General features: G+C 72.0%; 13 protein-coding genes and 1 tRNA gene. 9 read left to right on the forward strand and 5 right to left on the reverse strand.

Going from position 1 to position 17585, the window contains the following annotated elements; all coding sequences use genetic code 11:
- The 5 genes from ACFC1X_RS02390 (at position 1) to ACFC1X_RS02410 (ending at position 5489) form a co-directional block, all read left to right on the forward strand.
- Complete coding sequence (locus ACFC1X_RS02390) at positions 1-738, forward strand: EboA domain-containing protein (RefSeq protein WP_376348033.1); 738 nt, start codon at positions 1-3, stop codon at positions 736-738.
- Complete coding sequence (locus ACFC1X_RS02395; RefSeq protein ID WP_376348035.1) at positions 738-1586, forward strand: TatD family hydrolase; 849 nt, start codon at positions 738-740, stop codon at positions 1584-1586. Before ACFC1X_RS02390 ends, ACFC1X_RS02395 begins: the two co-directional genes overlap by 1 nt.
- A gap of 3 nt (positions 1587-1589) precedes the next feature.
- Entirely contained in the window at positions 1590-2765 is a 1176-nt protein-coding gene (gene eboE, locus ACFC1X_RS02400) for a metabolite traffic protein EboE (protein ID WP_376348037.1), read from the forward strand.
- Complete coding sequence (locus tag ACFC1X_RS02405) at positions 2762-4141, forward strand: nucleotide pyrophosphatase/phosphodiesterase family protein (protein WP_376348039.1); 1380 nt, start codon at positions 2762-2764, stop codon at positions 4139-4141. The genes eboE and ACFC1X_RS02405 overlap by 4 nt, the downstream gene beginning before the upstream one ends.
- A gap of 112 nt (positions 4142-4253) precedes the next feature.
- Positions 4254-5489 carry a sugar phosphate isomerase/epimerase family protein gene (locus ACFC1X_RS02410; RefSeq protein ID WP_376348041.1) on the forward strand — a complete coding sequence of 412 codons (1236 nt, stop codon included), beginning with the start codon at positions 4254-4256 and terminating at the stop codon, positions 5487-5489.
- A 110-nt stretch (positions 5490-5599) separates the two neighbouring features.
- On the opposite strand, the gene ACFC1X_RS02415 is transcribed toward ACFC1X_RS02410, so the two are convergent.
- The 4 genes from ACFC1X_RS02415 to ACFC1X_RS02430 all read right to left on the reverse strand — a co-directional run bounded on the left by ACFC1X_RS02415 (position 5600) and on the right by ACFC1X_RS02430 (position 12178).
- Complete coding sequence (locus ACFC1X_RS02415; RefSeq protein WP_376348043.1) at positions 5600-6979, reverse strand: OFA family MFS transporter; 1380 nt, start codon at positions 6977-6979, stop codon at positions 5600-5602.
- A gap of 123 nt (positions 6980-7102) precedes the next feature.
- Positions 7103-9247, reverse strand: coding sequence for an acetate--CoA ligase family protein (locus ACFC1X_RS02420; RefSeq protein ID WP_376348522.1), 2145 nt, complete (start codon positions 9245-9247; stop codon positions 7103-7105).
- A gap of 4 nt (positions 9248-9251) precedes the next feature.
- Positions 9252-10484 carry a formyl-CoA transferase gene (gene frc / locus ACFC1X_RS02425; RefSeq protein ID WP_376348045.1) on the reverse strand — a complete coding sequence of 411 codons (1233 nt, stop codon included), beginning with the start codon at positions 10482-10484 and terminating at the stop codon, positions 9252-9254.
- An 11-nt stretch (positions 10485-10495) separates the two neighbouring features.
- Positions 10496-12178, reverse strand: a complete 1683-nt coding sequence (locus ACFC1X_RS02430; protein WP_376348047.1) for a thiamine pyrophosphate-binding protein — start codon at positions 12176-12178, stop codon at positions 10496-10498.
- Positions 12179-12321: 143 nt separating this feature from the next.
- Between ACFC1X_RS02430 and sucC the strand changes: the two genes are divergently transcribed.
- From sucC to ACFC1X_RS02445, 3 genes are read left to right on the forward strand one after another with little or no spacing between them, the layout of a single operon-like run.
- The gene (gene sucC / locus ACFC1X_RS02435) at positions 12322-13464 is read left to right on the forward strand and encodes an ADP-forming succinate--CoA ligase subunit beta (protein ID WP_376348049.1); all 1143 of its coding nucleotides are present in this window, start codon (positions 12322-12324) and stop codon (positions 13462-13464) included.
- 22 nt (positions 13465-13486) lie between these two features.
- A complete protein-coding gene (sucD, locus tag ACFC1X_RS02440) occupies positions 13487-14389 on the forward strand; it encodes a succinate--CoA ligase subunit alpha (RefSeq protein ID WP_376348051.1) in 903 nt (300 codons plus the stop codon).
- Positions 14386-15945, forward strand: coding sequence for an aldehyde dehydrogenase family protein (locus ACFC1X_RS02445; RefSeq protein WP_376348053.1), 1560 nt, complete (start codon positions 14386-14388; stop codon positions 15943-15945). The genes sucD and ACFC1X_RS02445 overlap by 4 nt, the downstream gene beginning before the upstream one ends.
- Positions 15946-15948: 3 nt before the next feature.
- On the opposite strand, the gene ACFC1X_RS02450 is transcribed toward ACFC1X_RS02445, so the two are convergent.
- On the reverse strand, positions 15949-17289 hold the full coding sequence (locus tag ACFC1X_RS02450) for a DUF2254 domain-containing protein (protein ID WP_376348055.1): 1341 nt from the start codon (positions 17287-17289) through the stop codon (positions 15949-15951).
- A 141-nt stretch (positions 17290-17430) separates the two neighbouring features.
- Here ACFC1X_RS02450 and ACFC1X_RS02455 point away from each other — a divergent pair.
- Positions 17431-17515 (forward strand) — tRNA-Leu (locus tag ACFC1X_RS02455).
- Positions 17516-17585: the final 70 nt, after the last annotated feature.

A 17585-nucleotide genomic window follows, 5' to 3' on the forward strand; every position in this document is an offset into this window, starting at 1 on the left:
ATGACGCAGCCACACGCCACCCACGCCACCCCCACCCAGGGCACGGATGGCAACCCCGCCGGGCAGGACCCCCAGGGCACCAACCCCGCCCACGTCCCGCCCGCCGACCTGCGCGCCGCCCTCACCGCCGAGCTGGGCGGAGCCGCCCGGGCCTGGCTGGACCAGGCCCTGGACGAGGCCGCCGCCCACCCCGGCACCCACGGACCCATCTCCGTGTGGGAGCTGCGCCTGGCCGAGGCGGGCCGGCGCTGCGGTCCCGCCCACGCCGACGCCGCCCGGGTCCTCGTCCTGCACGCCGCCCGCGCCGGCACGGAGGCCCTGAGCCGGGTCTACTCCCAGGGCACCGCGGACGAACGCCGCGCCGTCCTGCACGCGCTGCCCCACCTGGTGCCCGGCCCGGACGCCCTCCCGCTCGTCGAGGACGCGCTGCGCACCAACGACACCCGGCTCGTCGCCGCCGCCCTCGGCCCGTACGCCGCCCGTCACCTGGACGCCCACCAGTGGCGGCACGCCGTACTGAAGTGCCTGTTCACCGGCGTCGCCGTCGAGCGCGTGGCGGATCTCGCCGGCCGGGCCCGCGGCGACGACGAACTCGCCCGCATGCTCGCCGACTACGCCGCCGAACGCACCGCCGCGGGCCGCACCGTCCCCGAAGACCTGCACCGCGTCCTGGCCCTGACCGGGACCGAGCAGCCTCCCGCGCCCGGCAACGCCGACCCCCACGGCAAGGAGTCCTGATGCGCATCTTCGACCCCCACATCCACATGACCTCCCGCACCACCGACGACTACGAGGCCATGCACGCCGCCGGTGTCCGCGCCGTGGTCGAACCCTCCTTCTGGCTGGGCCAGCCCCGCACCTCTCCCGACTCCTTCCGCGACTACTTCGACGCCCTGCTCGGCTGGGAACCCTTCCGCGCCGCCCAGTACGGCATCGCCCACCACTGCACGATCGCCCTCAATCCCAAGGAGGCGAACGACCCCCGCTGCCTCCCCGTCCTCGACGAACTGCCCCGCTATCTGGTCAAGGACCGCGTGGTGGCGGTCGGCGAGATCGGCTACGACTCGATGACCCCCGCCGAGGACACCGCCCTGGCCGCCCAGCTCCAGCTCGCCGCCGACCACGGCCTGCCCGCCCTCGTGCACACCCCGCACCGCGACAAGCTGGCCGGCCTGCGCCGCACCCTGGACGCGGTCCGCGAGTCCGCGCTGCCCACCGAGCACGTGCTGGTCGACCACCTCAACGAGACCACCGTCAAGGAGGCGAAGGACAGCGGCGCCTGGCTCGGCTTCTCCGTCTATCCGGACACCAAGATGGACGAGGCCCGGATGGTGGCCCTCCTGCGTGAGTACGGCCCGGAGCGGGTCCTGGTGAACTCCGCCGCCGACTGGGGCAGGAGCGACCCGCTCAAGACCCGCAAGGTCGGCGACCTGATGCTCGCCGAGGGCTTCACCGAGGACGACGTCGACCTGGTCCTGTGGCGCAACCCCGTCGCCTTCTACGGACTCAGCGGGCGGCTGGAGCTGGACGTCGCCACGGCCGACGCCACGCACGAGGGCAACTCCATCCTGCGCGGCGGGGAGTGAGCCATGCGCTTCCGGCACCCCGACGGCTCCACCGTCCACCTCGCCTACTGCACCAACGTCCACCCCGCCGAGACCCTCGACGGCGTCCTCGCCCAGCTCCGCGACCACTGCGAGCCGGTCCGCCGCCGCCTGGGCCGCGACCGCCTCGGCATCGGGCTGTGGCTCGCCCGCGACGCCGCGCACGCCCTGGTCACCGACCCCGCCGCGCTGCGCGGCCTGCGCACCGAACTCGACCGGCGGGGCCTGGAGGTCGTCACCCTCAACGGCTTCCCCTACGAGGGCTTCGGCGCCGAAGAGGTCAAGTACCGCGTCTACAAGCCGGACTGGGCCGACCCGGAACGCCTGGAGCACACCACCTCCCTGGCCCGCCTGCTCGCCGGACTGCTGCCCGACGACGTCACCGACGGCACCATCTCCACGCTGCCCCTCGCCTGGCGCACCGCGTACGACGAGACCCGCGCCGACAAGGCGCACGCCGCGCTGGGCACGCTCGCCGAACGCCTCGACGCGCTCCAGGAACTGACCGGCCGCTCCATCCGCATCGGCCTCGAACCCGAACCCGGCTGCGTCGTGGAGACCACCCACGACGCGATCGCCCCGCTGACCGCGATCGGCCACGACCGGATCGGCGTCTGCGTCGACACCTGCCATCTCGCCACCTCCTTCGAAGATCCGGACACCGCTCTGGACGCCCTCGCCGCCGCCCGTGTCCCCGTCGTCAAGTCCCAGCTGTCCGCCGCCCTGCACGCCGAGCACCCCGGCGACCCGGCGGTCCGGGAGGCGCTGGCAGCCTTCGCCGAGCCGCGCTTCCTGCACCAGACCCGGACCACCACCACGGCCGGCGGCCGGCAAGGCACCGACGACCTCGACGAGGCCCTGGCCGACGGCAGCCCCCTGCCCGACACCGCGCCCTGGCGCGCCCACTTCCACGTCCCCCTGCACGCGGCCCCCGCCGCGCCCCTCACCTCCACCCTCCCCGTGCTCAAGGCCGCGCTGACCCGGCTCGTCGGCGGGCCGCGCCCCCTCACCCGCCACCTGGAGGTCGAGACCTACACCTGGCAGGCCCTCCCGCCCGAGCTGCGGCCCCGCGCCCGCGCGCAGCTCACCGACGGCATCGCCGCCGAGCTGACCCTCGCCCGCGACCTGCTGACCGACCTCGGCCTGAAGGAACTGCCATGACCCGCCCGACCCCCCTCCTCGTCCTGGACGTCGTCGGCCTCACCCCCCGTCTCCTCGACCACATGCCCCACCTCAAGCGGCTCGGCCAGTCCGGCTCCCGGGCACCGCTCGGCACCGTGCTGCCCGCCGTCACCTGCGCCGCCCAGTCCACCTTCCTCACCGGCACCCACCCCTGCGAGCACGGCATCGTGGGCAACGGCTGGTACTTCCGCGAACTCGGCGACGTCCTGCTGTGGCGCCAGCACAACGGACTCGTCGCCGGCGACAAGCTCTGGGACGCCGCCCGCCGCGCCCACCCCGGCTACACCGTGGCCAACATCTGCTGGTGGTACGCCATGGGCGCCGACACCGACTTCACCGTCACCCCCCGTCCCGTCTACTACGCCGACGGCCGCAAGGAACCCGACTGCTACACCAGGCCCCCGGCCCTGCACGACGAACTCACCGACAAGCTCGGCACCTTCCCGCTCTTCCACTTCTGGGGGCCCGGCGCGGACCTGGTCTCCAGCCAGTGGATCATCGACGCCACCCGGCACATCATGGCCACCCGGCATCCCGACCTGACGCTCTGCTACCTCCCTCACCTGGACTACGACCTCCAGCGCTTCGGCCCCGAAGACCCCCGCTCCCTGAAGGCCGCCGCCGACCTGGACGCGGCGCTGGCCCCGCTCCTCGAGGACGCCCGTGCCGAGGGGCGGACCGTCGTCGCGCTCTCCGAGTACGGCATCACCCCCGTCAGCCGGCCCGTGGACATCAACCGCGCCCTGCGCCGCGCCGGCCTCCTCGAGGTGCACACCCAGGACGGCATGGAGTACCTCGACCCGATGGCCTCCCGCGCCTTCGCGGTCGCCGACCACCAGATCGCCCACGTGTACGTTCGCCGCCCCGAGGACCTGGACGCGACCCGCGCCGCCCTGGACCAACTGCCCGGCATCGCGCAACTCCTCGACGACGAGGGCAAGAAGGCCCAGCACCTCGACCATCCCCGCGCCGGTGAACTCGTCGCCGTCGCCGAGCCGGACGCCTGGTTCACGTACTACTACTGGCTCGACGACGACCGCGCGCCCGACTTCGCGCAGCTCGTCGAGATCCACCGCAAACCCGGCTACGACCCGGTCGAGCTGTTCATGGACCCGCTCGACCCCTACGTCAAGGTCAAGGCGGCCTCCGCCCTGGCCCGCAAGAAACTCGGCATGCGCTACCGCATGGCGGTGGTGCCCCTGGATCCCTCACCTATTCGAGGCAGCCACGGCCGCCTCCCCGCGAGCGACGACGACGGTCCGCTCCTCATCTGCTCCACCCCCCGCGCTGTCGGAGACCGCGTAGCGGCCACTGATGTGAAACAACTCCTGCTCCGGCTGGCCGGTCTCGACTGACGCTCCGTCACACGCGCCGCCGAGATCCAGCTACTGAGAGTGAAACACACGGCACTGACAACGGCCCGCCCGAGCCGCATCGGGGCAGGCCACGACCCAGAAGGCAGGCACCGTGACCCCGTTCACCGATCCCTCCCGCACCGACGCCGGCACGGACCCGGCCCTCGACGGCCCGGACGAGAGCCTCCGCCGCAGCCTCGGCGTGGGCCGGCGCCGCTTCCTCAGCACCTGCACCGCGGTGGCGGCGGGAGCCGTCGCGGCCCCCGTCTTCGGCGCCGCCCCGGCCCTCGCCCAGGACCGGGACAGAGGCCACGGCCATGGCCATGGACACGACCACGACCACGACCACGGTCATGGGCACGACCGCGGTCGGGTCCTCGTCCCGGCGGACAAGCGCGGCATCATCCTCTACACCGTCCGCGACGCCACCGCCCGCGATCCCCTCGCCTCCGACCTGCCCTCCGGCTTCCGCGAGGTGTTCAAGCAGCTCGCCCGCCACGGCTTCCGGCAGGTCGAGTTCGCCGGATACAACCAGCACGCCAACGCCCCCGGCGGCGCGAGCCTGGAGTCCGTCAAGGGCGCGAAACTGCTCCGCTCCTGGCTCGACGACTACGGCCTGCGCGCCCAGGGCAACCACGGCTTCATCCCGTCCTCCTGGCCGCTGACCGCGGAGGACAAGGACACCTTCAAGAAGCACCTGGAGATCGCCAACATCCTCGGCATGGACCACATGGGCACCGGCGGCGACCCCACCGGCAGCTCCTACCGCGCCGACTGGGACGTGGCCGCCGACAAGTGGAACGCCCTCGGCCGGATAGCCCGCCGCGAGGGCATCAAGCTCTACACCCACAACCACGACGGCGCCTACGGCTTCCTGCTCGACGGCGGCCCGCTGGACGACCAGGGCCGGCCGACCCGCAGCTCGGGCATCCGGAAGCTGGAGTACTTCCTCAAGGTCACCGACCCGAGGGTGGTCTGGCTGGAGATGGACATCTTCTGGGCGCACGTGGCCCAGTACAAGTTCCACTCCTACACCGCCCACGACGGCTCGACCCGGAAGGACGTCTTCGACCCGGCGGGTCTGGTCGCCCGCAACAACAAGCGCTACCCGCTGTTCCACGCCAAGGACGGCGTGGCCAGCACCACCAACGGCATGGGCTACGACATGGTGCCCTTCGGCACGGGGGTCATCGACTACCGCACGTTCTTCTCCCGGGTCGGGGAGCGGAACTACCACAACCCGATGATCGAGGACGACAACTCCCCGAGCGCCACCGACCCGGCGCAGTCGCTGCGGGAGGCCAAGATCAGCTACGACAACCTGGCGGCCCTGCGCAAGCGCTGCTGACCCGCCGCCGCACGGACGGGCGGCCCTCCCCACGCCGCGGGGAGGGCCGCCCGTCCGTACGAAGAACGTGCGAAAGCCGTGCCAAGGCCGTGCGAAGCGGAGTGGTGCGGTCACTCCTCACCGAGCGGCCGGGGGTTGGGCGCGATGCGCTTGTCCCTCGGCCGTCCCGGCGGTTGCAGGAACAGCGCCACGAACCCCGCGAAGATCGAGATGCAGCCCGCCAGCATGAACGCTCCGTTGTAGCCCCAGGCGCCCACGACCACGGCACCCATGCCCGCGCCCAGACCGGAGACGAGCTTGGAGCTGTAGACCATCCCGTAGTTGGTGGCGTTGTTGTTCTCGCCGAAGTAGTCCGCCGTCAGTGCCGCGAACATCGGGAAGATGGCACCGCCACCGAAGCCGGAGACGGCGGAGAAGACCAGGAACAGTGGCAGGTTCTTGATCTCGGCCGACCAGATGATGCCGAACTGGGCGAGGCCCAGGATCGCGCACACGTAGAGCAGGCACCGCTTGCGGCCGTAGAGGTCGGAGAGCCAGCCGATGACGCCGCGCCCGGTGCCGTTGACGATCGCCTTCAGCGACATCGCCGTGGCCACGATCCCGGCCGCGAAGCCCGCCTCCTCGCCGATGTCGACCTGGAAGGCGATGCCGAAGATGTTCACGCCGGAGGTGCAGGCGAGGCAGAACCACATCAGCGCCACCCGGCCGGTCCGCCAGGCCTCCAGCGGGGAGTACTGCTTGGTCGCCGGGGGGTTCTTCTCCAGTGAACGCCGGGCCCGCGGGTCGTCCGGCGGGTTCAGCGGGTCGACGGCGGCGGGCCACCAGTTCTTCGGCGGGTCCCGGAAGTACACCCCGGCCAGGGCCACCGTCGCGGCGAGGAAGACACCCGCGGAGACCAGCACCCAGCGGAAGTTGGAGCCGTCCATGTAGCCGTGGAAGAGGAAGACGAACGGCACCGAGCCGTAGGCGAAACCGCCGTTGACGAAGCCGGTCTTGCCGCCCCTGCGCTCCGGGTACCACTTGCCGACCATGTTGACGCAGGTCGCGTAGACCATGCCCGCGCCCATGCCGCTGAACACGCCGAACCCGATGAACGCGAGCGCGACGTGCGGTGCGAAGGCCAGGGACAGATAGCCGAGCAGCGTGCCGACCGAACCCAGCATCATCGCCCAGCGGGCCGGCAGCTTGCCGTTCTCACGCAGCCGCCCCGCCGGAAACGCGACGGCGGCCTGACAGAAGATCCAGGCGGTCATCATCCAGTAGATGCTGCCGCTGGACCAGTGGTGCGCCTCGTGGAGCGTGTCCTCGGCGGACGCGAACGCGTACTCGGCGGAGGAGATGCCCATCATGCCGATCCAGGGCAGGATCACCATCCACTTGCGCTTGCGCCCCATGATGTCGATGTCGGACTCGCCCACGCGATAGACGCGTCCGTTCCGGTCGGTCACCTCCCGGTAGACGGCGACCCGTGTGACGTCCGTGGTTGTCATGTCGTTTGCACCCCTTGCGTCGAAAGATCTGGCCAGCGCCCCCTGTCCCATGCCTTTCGTGCGCAGCGCGGGTTCCGGGGCCGGCCGACGCGCACCCGTCGGCCGGCCCTCCGCGGGCTCACCTCATGTGCCGCCCCCCAGCAGTCCCGCGGCCCGCGCCCAGCGGTACTTCGCGCCGAGCACGGCCACCGGCTTCTCGGTGGTGTACGGGTAGGCCACGACCCCGTGCTCGAAGAGGTACTGGCACGCCTCCTCCACCTCGACGTCGCCGGCGAGGGAGGCCACCACGGGCTTCTCGATGCCCCGCGCGCGGAACTCGCCCACCACACGCGCGGTGAGTTCGGCGAACACCATGGGGGGAGTGACGATGGTGTGCCAGTAGCCGAGGACCAGCGCGTGGATGCGCGGATCCTCCAGACCCAGCCGGATCGTCGCCTCGTACGTCGACGGCGGCTCGCCCCCGGTGATGTCCACCGGGTTGCCCGCCGCGCCGAACGGCGGGATGAACGCGCGGAACGCCTCGTCCAGGTCCGGCGGAATCTCCATCAGCGACAGGCCGTTGTCCGTCACCGCGTCCGAGAGCAGTACGCCGCTGCCCCCGGCCCCGGTGATGATCACCACGTTGTCGCCCTCCGGCGCGGGCAGCACCGGCAACGCGCGCGCGTACTCCAGCATCTCGTTCAGCCCGGGCGCCCGGATGACGCCCGCCTGCCGGAGGATGTCGTCGTACACGGCGTCGTCCCCGGCCAGCGCCCCGGTGTGCGACCCGGCGGCCTTCGCGCCCGCCGCCGTCCGCCCCGCCTTGAGCACGACCACCGGCTTCCTGGGCACCGTCGCCCGCGCGGCCTCGACGAAGGCGCGCCCGTCCTTGAGGTCCTCCAGGTGCATCGCGATGCACTCGGTGCGCGGGTCCTCGCCGAACCAGGTCAGCAGGTCGTCCTCGTCCAGGTCCGACTTGTTGCCCAGGCCGACGATCGCCGACACGCCGGTCTTCGTGGTCCGCGCGAAACCCAGGATGGCCATCCCGATCCCGCCCGACTGCGAGGTCAGCGCGACCCCGCCCTTGACGTCGTACGGCGTGCAGAACGTGGCGCACAGGTCCTGCCAGGTCGAGTAGTAGCCGTAGATGTTCGGCCCGAGCAGCCGTACGCCGTACCGCTCGGCGACCGCCACGATCTCGTCCTGGAGCGCCTGCTCGCCGGTCTCCGCGAAGCCGGAGGGGATGAGTACGGCGTTGGGGATCCGCTTGCGTCCCACCTCTTCCAGGGCCGCCGCCACGAACCGCGCGGGGATCGCGAAGACCGCCACATCCACCTCACCGGGAACGTCGGTGACACTCTTGTACGCCTTGCGGCCCAAGATGTCATCGGCCTTAGGGTTCACCGGGTGGATCTCGCCCGCGAAACCGCCGTCGACGAGGTTGCGCATCACCGAGTTGCCGATCTTGCCGGGCTCGCCCGACGCGCCGATCACCGCCACCGAGGAGGGCTGCATCAGGCGCCGCATCGAGGTGAGGATCTCCTCGCGCGTGTACCGGCGGCGCTGCTTCGGCGTGTCGGTGGCCAGGATGACGCGGATGTCGGCCGCGACCGCGCCCTCGGGCGTGGCGATCACCGGGTTGAGGTCCACCTCGGCGATGTCCGGGAAGTCAGCGACGAGTTCGGAGACCCGGCGGATCTGCTCGGCCACCGCCCACCGATCGACGCCTGCCTGCCCGCGCACCCCGCGCAGCACCTCCGCCGCCCGGATCGAGTCCAGCATGGACAGCGCCTCGTCGGCGTCCACCGGCGCCAGCCGGAACGTGACGTCCTTGAGGACCTCGACCAGCACGCCGCCCAGCCCGAACGCCACCACCTTCCCGAACGTCGGATCGGTCACCGCGCCGACGATCACCTCCTGCCCCTGCGGCAGCAGTTCCTGGACCTGCACGCCCTCGATGCGCGCCGACGCGTCGTACGCGCGCGTGTTGTCGACGATCCGGCGGAACGCGGCCCGCACGTCCGCCGCGCCCTCCACCCCGACGACCACACCGCCGGCGTCGGTCTTGTGCAGGATGTCGGGCGAGACGATCTTCATCACGACCGGCCCGCCGAAGCGCGCCGCGCAGGCCACCGCCTCCTCGACGTCCCGGGCCAGTTCCTCGCCCGGTACGGCGATCCCGTAGGCGTCCGCGAGCACCTTTCCCTCGGGCGCGGTCAGCGCGGTGCGCCCCTCGGCCCGCACGGAGTCCAGGAGTGCCCGCACCCGCGCCACCCGGTCCTCGGCCATCACGTCAGACCACCCCGTTCGACTTGAGCAGGCGCAGTTCCTCGTCGCCGAGACCCAGCTCGCCGACGTACACCTCTTCGTTGTGCTCGCCGAGCAGGGGCGAACTGGTCACCTTCACCGGCGAGTCGGAGAGCTTGAGCGGGCTCCCGACGGTGACGAACTCGCCCCGCTCGGGGTGCGGCACGGTGACGACCATCTCGTTGGCGGCCAGCGATGCGTCCTCGATGATCTCCCTGGTGGACAGGATCGGCCCGCACGGGATGTTGCGGGCGTTCAGCCGCTCCAGCACCTCCCACTTGGGCAGCGTGGACGACCACTCCTCGATCAGCTGGAACATCTTGCCTAGCTTCGGCAGCCGCGCCTGCGGCGTCGCCCACTCCGGGTCGTCGGCCAGCTCGGGCCGGCCGATCAGCTCGCTGAGCGGCTGCCAGCCGACCGGCTGGACGATGACGTACACGTAGTCGTTCGGGCCGCCCGGCGCGCACTTGACCGCCCAGCCCGGCTGCCCGCCGCCGGACGCGTTGCCGGACCGGGGAACCTCGTCGCCGAAGTCCTCGTTGGGATATTCGGCGAGTGGACCATGGCTCAGGCGCTGCTGGTCGCGCAGCTTCACCCGGCAGAGGTTGAGCACCGCGTGCTGCATGGCCACGTTCACCCGCTGCCCGCGCCCGGTGCGCTCCCGCTGGTACAGCGCGGCGAGGATGCCCGCCACGGCGTGCACGCCCGTGCCCGAGTCCCCGATCTGGGCGCCCGTCGCCAGCGGCGGCCCGTCCTCGAAACCGGTGGTGGACATCGATCCGCCCATGGCCTGCGCGACCACCTCGTACGCCTTGAAGGCGGTGTACGGGCCGTCGCCGAACCCCTTGATGGAGGCGTAGACGATCCGTGGATTGATCTCCTTGATGCGGTCCCAGGTGAACCCCATCCGGTCCACCGCGCCCGGCCCGAAGTTCTCGACCATGACGTCCGAGCGCCGGATCAGCTCGGTGAGGATGTCCTTGCCGCGCTCGGTCTTGGTGTTGAGGGTGATGCTCCGCTTGTTGCAGTTGAGCATCGTGAAGTACAGGGAGTCGACGTCCGGCAGGTCGCGCAGCTGCTTGCGCGTGATGTCACCGCTGGGCGCCTCCAGCTTGACGACGTCCGCGCCGAGCCAGGCGAGCAGCTGGGTCGCCGAGGGCCCGGACTGCACATGCGTCATGTCCAGCACGCGGATGCCCTCAAGAGCCTTGGCTGTCATGGGCCTTCACCTCACTTGTACATCGTCTGGTTCATGGTTCCGGGGGCGTACGCGTCCGGGTCCACCCAGACGTTGACCAGGGACGGCTTGCCGGACTCACGGGCGCGCCTGAGGGCCGGGCCGATCTCGGCGGGGTCGCGGACCTCCTCGCCGTGGCCGCCCAGCATCCGGGCGAACTCGTCGTAGGGCACGTCGCCGAGGGTGTTGCCGACCCGCTCGCGCTCCTTGCCGTACTTGGCGGCCTGGCCGTAGCGGATCTGGTTCATCGAGGAGTTGTTGCCGACGACGCCGACGAAGGGCAGGTCGTAGCGGACCAGGGTCTCGAAGTCCCAGCCGGTGAGCGAGAAGGCGCCGTCGCCGAAGAGGGCGACCACCTCCTTGTCGGGTCGCGCCTGCTTGGCGGCGAGCACGAAGGGCACCCCGACGCCGAGCGTGCCGAGCGGCCCGGGGTCCATCCAGTGGCCGGGCGACTTGGGCTGTACGACCTGTCCGGAGAAGGTGACGATGTCGCCGCCGTCGCCGATGTACACCGAGTCCTCGGTGAGGAAGTCGTTGATCTCGCTGACCAGCCGGTACGGGTGGATGGGGGAGGCGTCCGACCTGAGCTGCGGCAGCCGCTTGTCCAGCGCGGTCCGCTCCGCCGCGCGCAGTTCGTCGAGCCACTCCTTGCGCTTGGACGCGCCCCCGTTGAGCCGCCCCGACGCGGCCTCGGCCACCGACCGGAGCACCAGCCCGGCGTCGCCCACGATTCCGAGGTCGATGTCGCGGTTCTTGCCGACGGTGCGGTAGTCGAGGTCGATCTGGACGACGGTCGCGTCCGGCGACAGCCGCTTGCCGTAGCCCATGCGGAAGTCGAAGGGCGTGCCGACGATGACGATGACGTCGGCGTTGGAGAAGGCGTACCGGCGCGACAGCTGGAAGTGGTGCGGGTCGCCGGGCGGCAGGGTGCCGCGGCCGGCGCCGTTCATGTACGCCGGGACGTTCAGCGTGCGGACCAGGTCGACGGCGGCCTCGGTCGCGCGGGTCGTCCACACCTGGCTGCCGAGCAGGATGGCGGGCTTCTCCGCGTGCACCAGCAGGTCGGCGAGCCGCTCGACCGCCTCCGGGTCGCCCGCCGAACGGGTCGAGGCGCGGTACGCCCCGGCCTTCGGGACCCGCGCCCTGTCCGCCGGCACCTTGGCGTCCAGCACGTCGCGCGGGATCTCCAGGAAGGAGGGGCCCGGCGCGCCGTGGTAGCACTCGCGGAACGCCATCGACACCATGTCGGCGGCGCGTGCGGTGTCCGGCACGGTCGCCGCGAACTTGGTGATCGGCGTCATCATGTCGACGTGCGGCAGGTCCTGGAGGGACCCCATCTTGTGCTGGGTGTGCGCTCCCTGACCGCCGATCAGCAGCATCGGCGACTCGGCGCGGAAGGCGTTGGCGACACCGGTGACGGCGTCGGTGGTCCCCGGTCCCGCGGTGACCACCGCGCAGCCGGGCTTTCCGGTGATGCGGGCGTAGCCGTCGGCGGCGTGCGCGGCGACCTGCTCGTGGCGTACGTCGACCACCTCGATGCCCTCGTCGACGCAGCCGTCGTAGATGTCGATGATGTGGCCGCCGCACAGGGTGTAGATGCGGTCGACCCCCTCGGCCTTGAGTGCCTTGGCGACGAGGTGACCGCCGGAGATGAGGTCCTGGGTGTCGTCGGGCATGGCGAAGTCCTGTCCCTTCACAAGGGGTTGGGGCGCTCTCGCGGTAGATTGCATACAGTCGACGAATACTGTATGAAGCTTGTTATCCCGCATCCGGTGGGTGGTGTCCAGGGGGCGTGCGGCACTTTCAGTCAGGAGCCGGAATGGACCTGTACGAACACCAGGCAAGGGAACTCTTCGCAGAACACGGCATCGTGGTGCCGAGGGCCGAGGTCACCGACTCGCCCGCACGGGCCCGCGAGATCGCCCGCGCGCTCGGCGGACGCGCCGTCGTCAAGGCGCAGGTGAAGACCGGCGGACGCGGCAAGGCGGGCGGCGTACGGCTCGCCGCCGACCCGGCCGCGGCCGAGGAGGCCGCCCGGCACGTCCTCGGCATGGACATCAAAGGCCACACCGTCGGCGTGGTCATGCTCGCCGAACCGGTCGAGATCGAGCGGGAGTTCTACGTCTCCTACGTCCTCGACCGCGCGGCCGGCCGGTTCCTCGCCATCGCGTCCGCCGAGGGCGGCACGGAGATCGAGGAGATCGCCGCCGAGCGGCCCGAGGCCGTCGCGCGCGTCCCCGTCGACCCGGCGGCGGGCGTCACCACGGCGACGGCGGTACGCATCGCGGACGCCGCCGGCCTGCCACCGCAGAGCGTCGACGTACTCGTCCGGCTCTGGCAGGTACTGGTCCGCGAGGACGCCCTGCTGGTCGAGGTCAACCCGCTGGTCAGGACCGTCGAGGGGCAGCTGGTGGCGCTGGACGGCAAGGTCACCCTCGACGACAACGCCCGCTTCCGGCAGACCCGTTGGGGCAGCGGACCGGACACGGCCGCCGACCCGCTGGAGGCACGGGCCGCGGCCAAGGGCCTCAACTACGTCAAGCTCGACGGCGAGGTCGGCGTCATCGGCAACGGCGCCGGACTGGTCATGTCGACGCTCGACGTGGTCGCCGGCTGCGGCGCCCGGCCCGCCAACTTCCTCGACATCGGCGGCGGCGCCTCCGCCCGGGTCATGGCCGACGGACTGTCCGTCGTCCTCTCCGACCCCGCCGTGAAGTCCGTCCTCGTCAACGTCTTCGGCGGCATCACCGCCTGCGACGCGGTCGCCGACGGCATCGTCCGCGCCCTGGACGAGGTCCGGCCGACCAAACCGCTCGTCGTCCGCCTCGACGGGAACAACGCCGCCCGGGGCCGTGCCCTGCTCGACGCCCGCGCCCATCCGCTGGTCGAACAGGCCACCACCATGGACGGCGCCGCCCGCCGTGCCGCCCGGCACGCCACCGCGGCGTCCACCGCCGGATAACCGGATAGGGAGACAGATCGACATGCCGATCTACCTCACCAAGGAGAGCAAGGTCCTCGTCCAGGGCATGACCGGCGCCGAAGGCATGAAGCACACCCGCCGGATGCTCGCCGCCGGCACCGACGTGGTCGGCGGCGTCAACCCGCGCAAGGCCGGCCGCACCGTCGACTTCGACGAACGTGCCGTACCCGTCTTCGGATCGGTGCGCGAGGGCATCGACCACACCGGCGCCGACGTCACCGTCGTCTTCGTGCCGCCGGCCTTCGCCAAGGCCGCGGTGACCGAGGCCGCCGACGCCGGCATCGGGCTCGCCGTCGTCATCACCGAGGGCATCCCCGTCCACGACTCCGTCGCCCTCACCGCCCACGCGAAGGCGCGCGGCACCCGGGTCGTCGGCCCCAACTGCCCCGGCCTGATCAGCCCCGGCCAGTCCAACGCGGGCATCATCCCGCCCGACATCACCAAGCCCGGCCCCATCGGCCTGGTCTCCAAGTCCGGCACGCTCACCTACCAGCTCATGTACGAACTGCGCGAGATCGGCTTCTCCACCTGCGTCGGCATCGGCGGCGACCCCGTCGTCGGCACCAGCCACATCGACTGCCTCGCCGCCTTCCAGGACGACCCCGACACCGAACTCGTCGTCCTCATCGGCGAGATCGGCGGCGACGCCGAGGAACGCGCGGCGGACTACATCCGCGACCACGTCACCAAGCCCGTCATCGGCTACATCGCGGGCTTCACCGCTCCCGAGGGCCGGACCATGGGCCACGCGGGCGCGATCGTGTCCGGCTCCTCGGGCACGGCACGGGCGAAGCGGGCGGCACTGGAGGCGGCCGGAGTCCGGGTCGGCGGCACCCCGACCGAGACGGCACGGCACGTCCTCTCCGTACTCGGCGGCGCCGCACGGGACGGAGCCCGCGCATGACGGCCGCCGCCGAGGGCACCCCGGGCCTCACCCTCAAGTCCGGTACCGCCTGGGCCGACGCCTGGCAGCGCTGCCGCACCGTCGCCCCCGAGGCGTTCCGCGACGACCGCGTCCTCAACCTCTGGGACGCCACCTGGCGGGCCGACGGCCGCGTCCTGCCCGCCACCAGCCCGGTCGACGGCACCCCCGTCACCGGCCCGCCCCGGCTGGACGGCGCGACCGCCCACCGCGCCGTACGCGCCTCCCTCGACCAGCACCGCGCCTGGCGCCACGTCCCCCTGCCCGAACGCCGCGCCCGCGTCGCGGCCACCCTCGACGCCCTCGCCCACCACCGCGACCTGCTCGCGCTGCTGCTCGTCTGGGAGATCGGCAAGCCCTGGCGGCTCGCGCGGGCCGACGTCGACCGGGCCGTCGACGGAGTGCGCTGGTACCTCGACGGCATCGACGCGATGACCGAGGGCCGGGCCCCGCTGGACGGACCGGTGTCCAACATCGCGAGCTGGAACTACCCGATGAGCGTGCTCGTCCACGCCCTGCTCGTCCAGGCCCTCGCGGGCAACGCCGTCATCGCCAAGACCCCGACCGACGGCGGCGTCGCGTGCCTCACCCTGGCCTGCGCGCTCGCCGCCCGCGAGGGCGTCCCCGTCACCCTCGTCAGCGGCAGCGGGGGCGAGCTGTCCCGGGCGCTGGTGCGGGCGCCCGAGATCGGCTGCGTCTCCTTCGTCGGCGGCCGCGACACCGGCGCCGCCGTCGCCACCGCCGTAGCCGACCTCGGCAAGCGGCACATCCTCGAACAGGAGGGCCTCAACACCTGGGGCATCTGGAACTTCACCGACTGGGACACCCTCGCCGCCGTCATCCCGCGCCTCTTCGACTACGGCAAGCAGCGCTGCACCGCCTACCCGCGCTTCGTCGTCCAGCGGCAGCTGTTCGACGCGTTCCTCGCGGCCTACCTCCCGGCGGTCCGCACCCTGCGCGTCGGCCACCCGCTCGCCGTCCACGCACCGGACGACCCCTTCCCGGCGCTCGACCTCGGACCGGTCATCAACGCGGCCAAGGCCAAGGAACTGCACGACCAGGTCGCCGAGGCCGTCGACCGCGGCGCCGTGCCCCTGCACCGCGGCAGCGCCGCCGACGCGCGGTTCCTCCCCGGCCAGGACACCTCCGCCTACGTCCATCCGGTCACCCTCCTCAACCCGCCCCGGTCCTCGCCGCTGCACCACGCGGAACCGTTCGGGCCGGTCGACACCATCGTCCTGGTCGACACCGAGGCCGAGCTGCTGGCCGCGATGAACGCCTCCAACGGCGCGCTGGTGGCCACCCTGTCCACGGACGACCCGGCGACGTACGACAGGCTGGCGCCGCACATCCGCGCCTTCAAGGTCGGCCACGGCGTGCCACGTTCCCGCGGGGACCGCGACGAGCTGTTCGGCGGCCACGGCGCGTCCTGGCGCGGCGCCTTCGTGGGCGGCGAGCTGCTGGTGCGGGCCGTCACCCGCGGCCCGGCGGGGGAGCGGCTGCCGGGGAACTTCCCGGACGGCCACCTCATGCCGTAGCGGTCAGCCGATGCCCTGGCGGTCCGGCAGCAGCGCGAAGGCCCGGTCCGCCGGGGCCGGCGTGCCGCGCTCGACGGCCTGCCGCAGCAGCTCGCGGTGGCGCAAAAGGGGTTCGCGCCGGTCCGGCGGCGCGAGCAGCAGCAGGTCGTCGAGCCCGGCCAGCAGGCGACGCGAGACCTGCGGCACCCCCACCGCACAGCCACGGACCTCGGCGAAGCCCAGGTCCACCAGCTCCGTCCACCCGGGCACGGGCTGCACCAGCCGGGCCGCACCGCGCCGGTCCCGGTGCACCACGGCGTCCAGCGGCCGGCGGGACAGGGCGGCCAGGATCTGCACGACCCGGTCCAGGGCCTGCACGGCCGTGGTCGGATCGTTGACCGCCGGGGACAGGGCACGCAGCCCGATGTCGGACAGCTGACGCAGCCCGAACGCCAGATCCTGGTGGAAGGTGCGCTCCACCCCCACCGACAGCGTGTACCGCAGGGCCCGGCGCGGCGGCGCGGCCCCGCCGTGCACCGCCAGCACGGGCGTGCCCGGCACCAGGAAGTCACCGATCCGCGGGACCAGCCGCAGCACCACCCCGTGCCCGCGCGCCACCCGCACCAGCCGCGCGATGTGCACGTCCCGCAGCACCCCGGCCCGCCCCTCGTGCGCGACCCACGCCGTGACCTGGCCCAGCCCGTCCGCCTCCCCGTCGTCAGCGTCGTCAGCGGGCGCCGGCATCAGCGCCGCCGCACGGAAGGACTCCGCCGCGATCCGGGCGATCACATGGCTGATCCGCATCAGCCGCAGCGTGCCGTTCACGTACATCACGAAGAGCAGCAGGCTCAGCGCGACCATGAGGAGCGTGAGCACCGACTGCACCAGCGGCACGGAGGTGGCGGCGCGGGGGTCCGGGTTGCTGTCATAGCTGGTCAGGACCAGCAGCGTCAGGACGAAGGTGGCCAGGAACACCGCGAAGGTCGCCTTGGTGATCCGGCTGCGGACGAACAGCCGCACCACGCGCGGCGTGAACTGCCCGCTCGCCATCTGCACCGCGACCAGCGAGATGCTGAACACCACCCCGATGAACGTCATCATCGCCGAGCCGACCGCCGACACCACCGTCTTCGCGTCGTCCGCGAACCGCAGCAGCTCGGCGAGCGTGTCGAAGTCACCGCCGTCCTGCAGCGAACGGACGAGAGCGGCATCCAGCTCCTGAGCCACCAGCCACACCACGAAGACGCCCACCATCGCCGCGGTGGGCGCGAACCAGAACGTGTCCCGCAGATGCTCCCGGAGCGGCGACAGCGCCCGCGCCCGGCCACGCGGAAGCGGGCTCCGGGTAACCGTCCAGTCACTCATGGTGCGACCCTAGGCGCCCCGGCCCCGCCGGTCGCGGACCGCCGCTCAGGGGAAGGAAACGCAGGTGAAAGGCGCTGCGAAACCTTGGTATGGTTGTCCATGTCGCCGCGGGGAACACCCCCGCGCCGCGACAGACAGCTGGTCCGGGTGGCGGAATGGCAGACGCGCTAGCTTGAGGTGCTAGTGCCCTTTATCGGGCGTGGGGGTTCAAGTCCCCCCTCGGACACAAGATCAGGCAGATGGATGCCGGTCGGGAGAGATCCCGGCCGGCATTTCGCGTTCCCCGTCCTCCGCGG

Origin of the sequence: Streptomyces sp. NPDC056128 (genome assembly GCF_042263835.1) — a bacterium.
Classification (GTDB): Bacteria; Actinomycetota; Actinomycetes; order Streptomycetales; family Streptomycetaceae; genus Streptomyces.

Bases quoted from the DNA above. Each gene is read 5' to 3' on its own strand.
- ACFC1X_RS02430 (WP_376348047.1), bottom strand. From the start codon at position 12,178: ATGCCCGACGACACCCAGGACCTCATCTCCGGCGGTCACCTCGTCGCC.
- ACFC1X_RS02445 (WP_376348053.1), top strand. From the start codon at position 14,386: ATGACGGCCGCCGCCGAGGGCACCCCGGGCCTCACCCTCAAGTCCGGT.
- ACFC1X_RS02395 (WP_376348035.1), top strand. From the start codon at position 738: ATGCGCATCTTCGACCCCCACATCCACATGACCTCCCGCACCACCGAC.
- ACFC1X_RS02420 (WP_376348522.1), bottom strand. From the start codon at position 9,247: ATGGCCGAGGACCGGGTGGCGCGGGTGCGGGCACTCCTGGACTCCGTG.
- frc (WP_376348045.1), bottom strand. From the start codon at position 10,484: ATGACAGCCAAGGCTCTTGAGGGCATCCGCGTGCTGGACATGACGCAT.
- eboE (WP_376348037.1), top strand. From the start codon at position 1,590: ATGCGCTTCCGGCACCCCGACGGCTCCACCGTCCACCTCGCCTACTGC.
- ACFC1X_RS02450 (WP_376348055.1), bottom strand. From the start codon at position 17,289: ATGAGTGACTGGACGGTTACCCGGAGCCCGCTTCCGCGTGGCCGGGCG.
- sucC (WP_376348049.1), top strand. From the start codon at position 12,322: ATGGACCTGTACGAACACCAGGCAAGGGAACTCTTCGCAGAACACGGC.
- sucD (WP_376348051.1), top strand. From the start codon at position 13,487: ATGCCGATCTACCTCACCAAGGAGAGCAAGGTCCTCGTCCAGGGCATG.
- ACFC1X_RS02415 (WP_376348043.1), bottom strand. From the start codon at position 6,979: ATGACAACCACGGACGTCACACGGGTCGCCGTCTACCGGGAGGTGACC.
- ACFC1X_RS02390 (WP_376348033.1), top strand. From the start codon at position 1: ATGACGCAGCCACACGCCACCCACGCCACCCCCACCCAGGGCACGGAT.
- ACFC1X_RS02405 (WP_376348039.1), top strand. From the start codon at position 2,762: ATGACCCGCCCGACCCCCCTCCTCGTCCTGGACGTCGTCGGCCTCACC.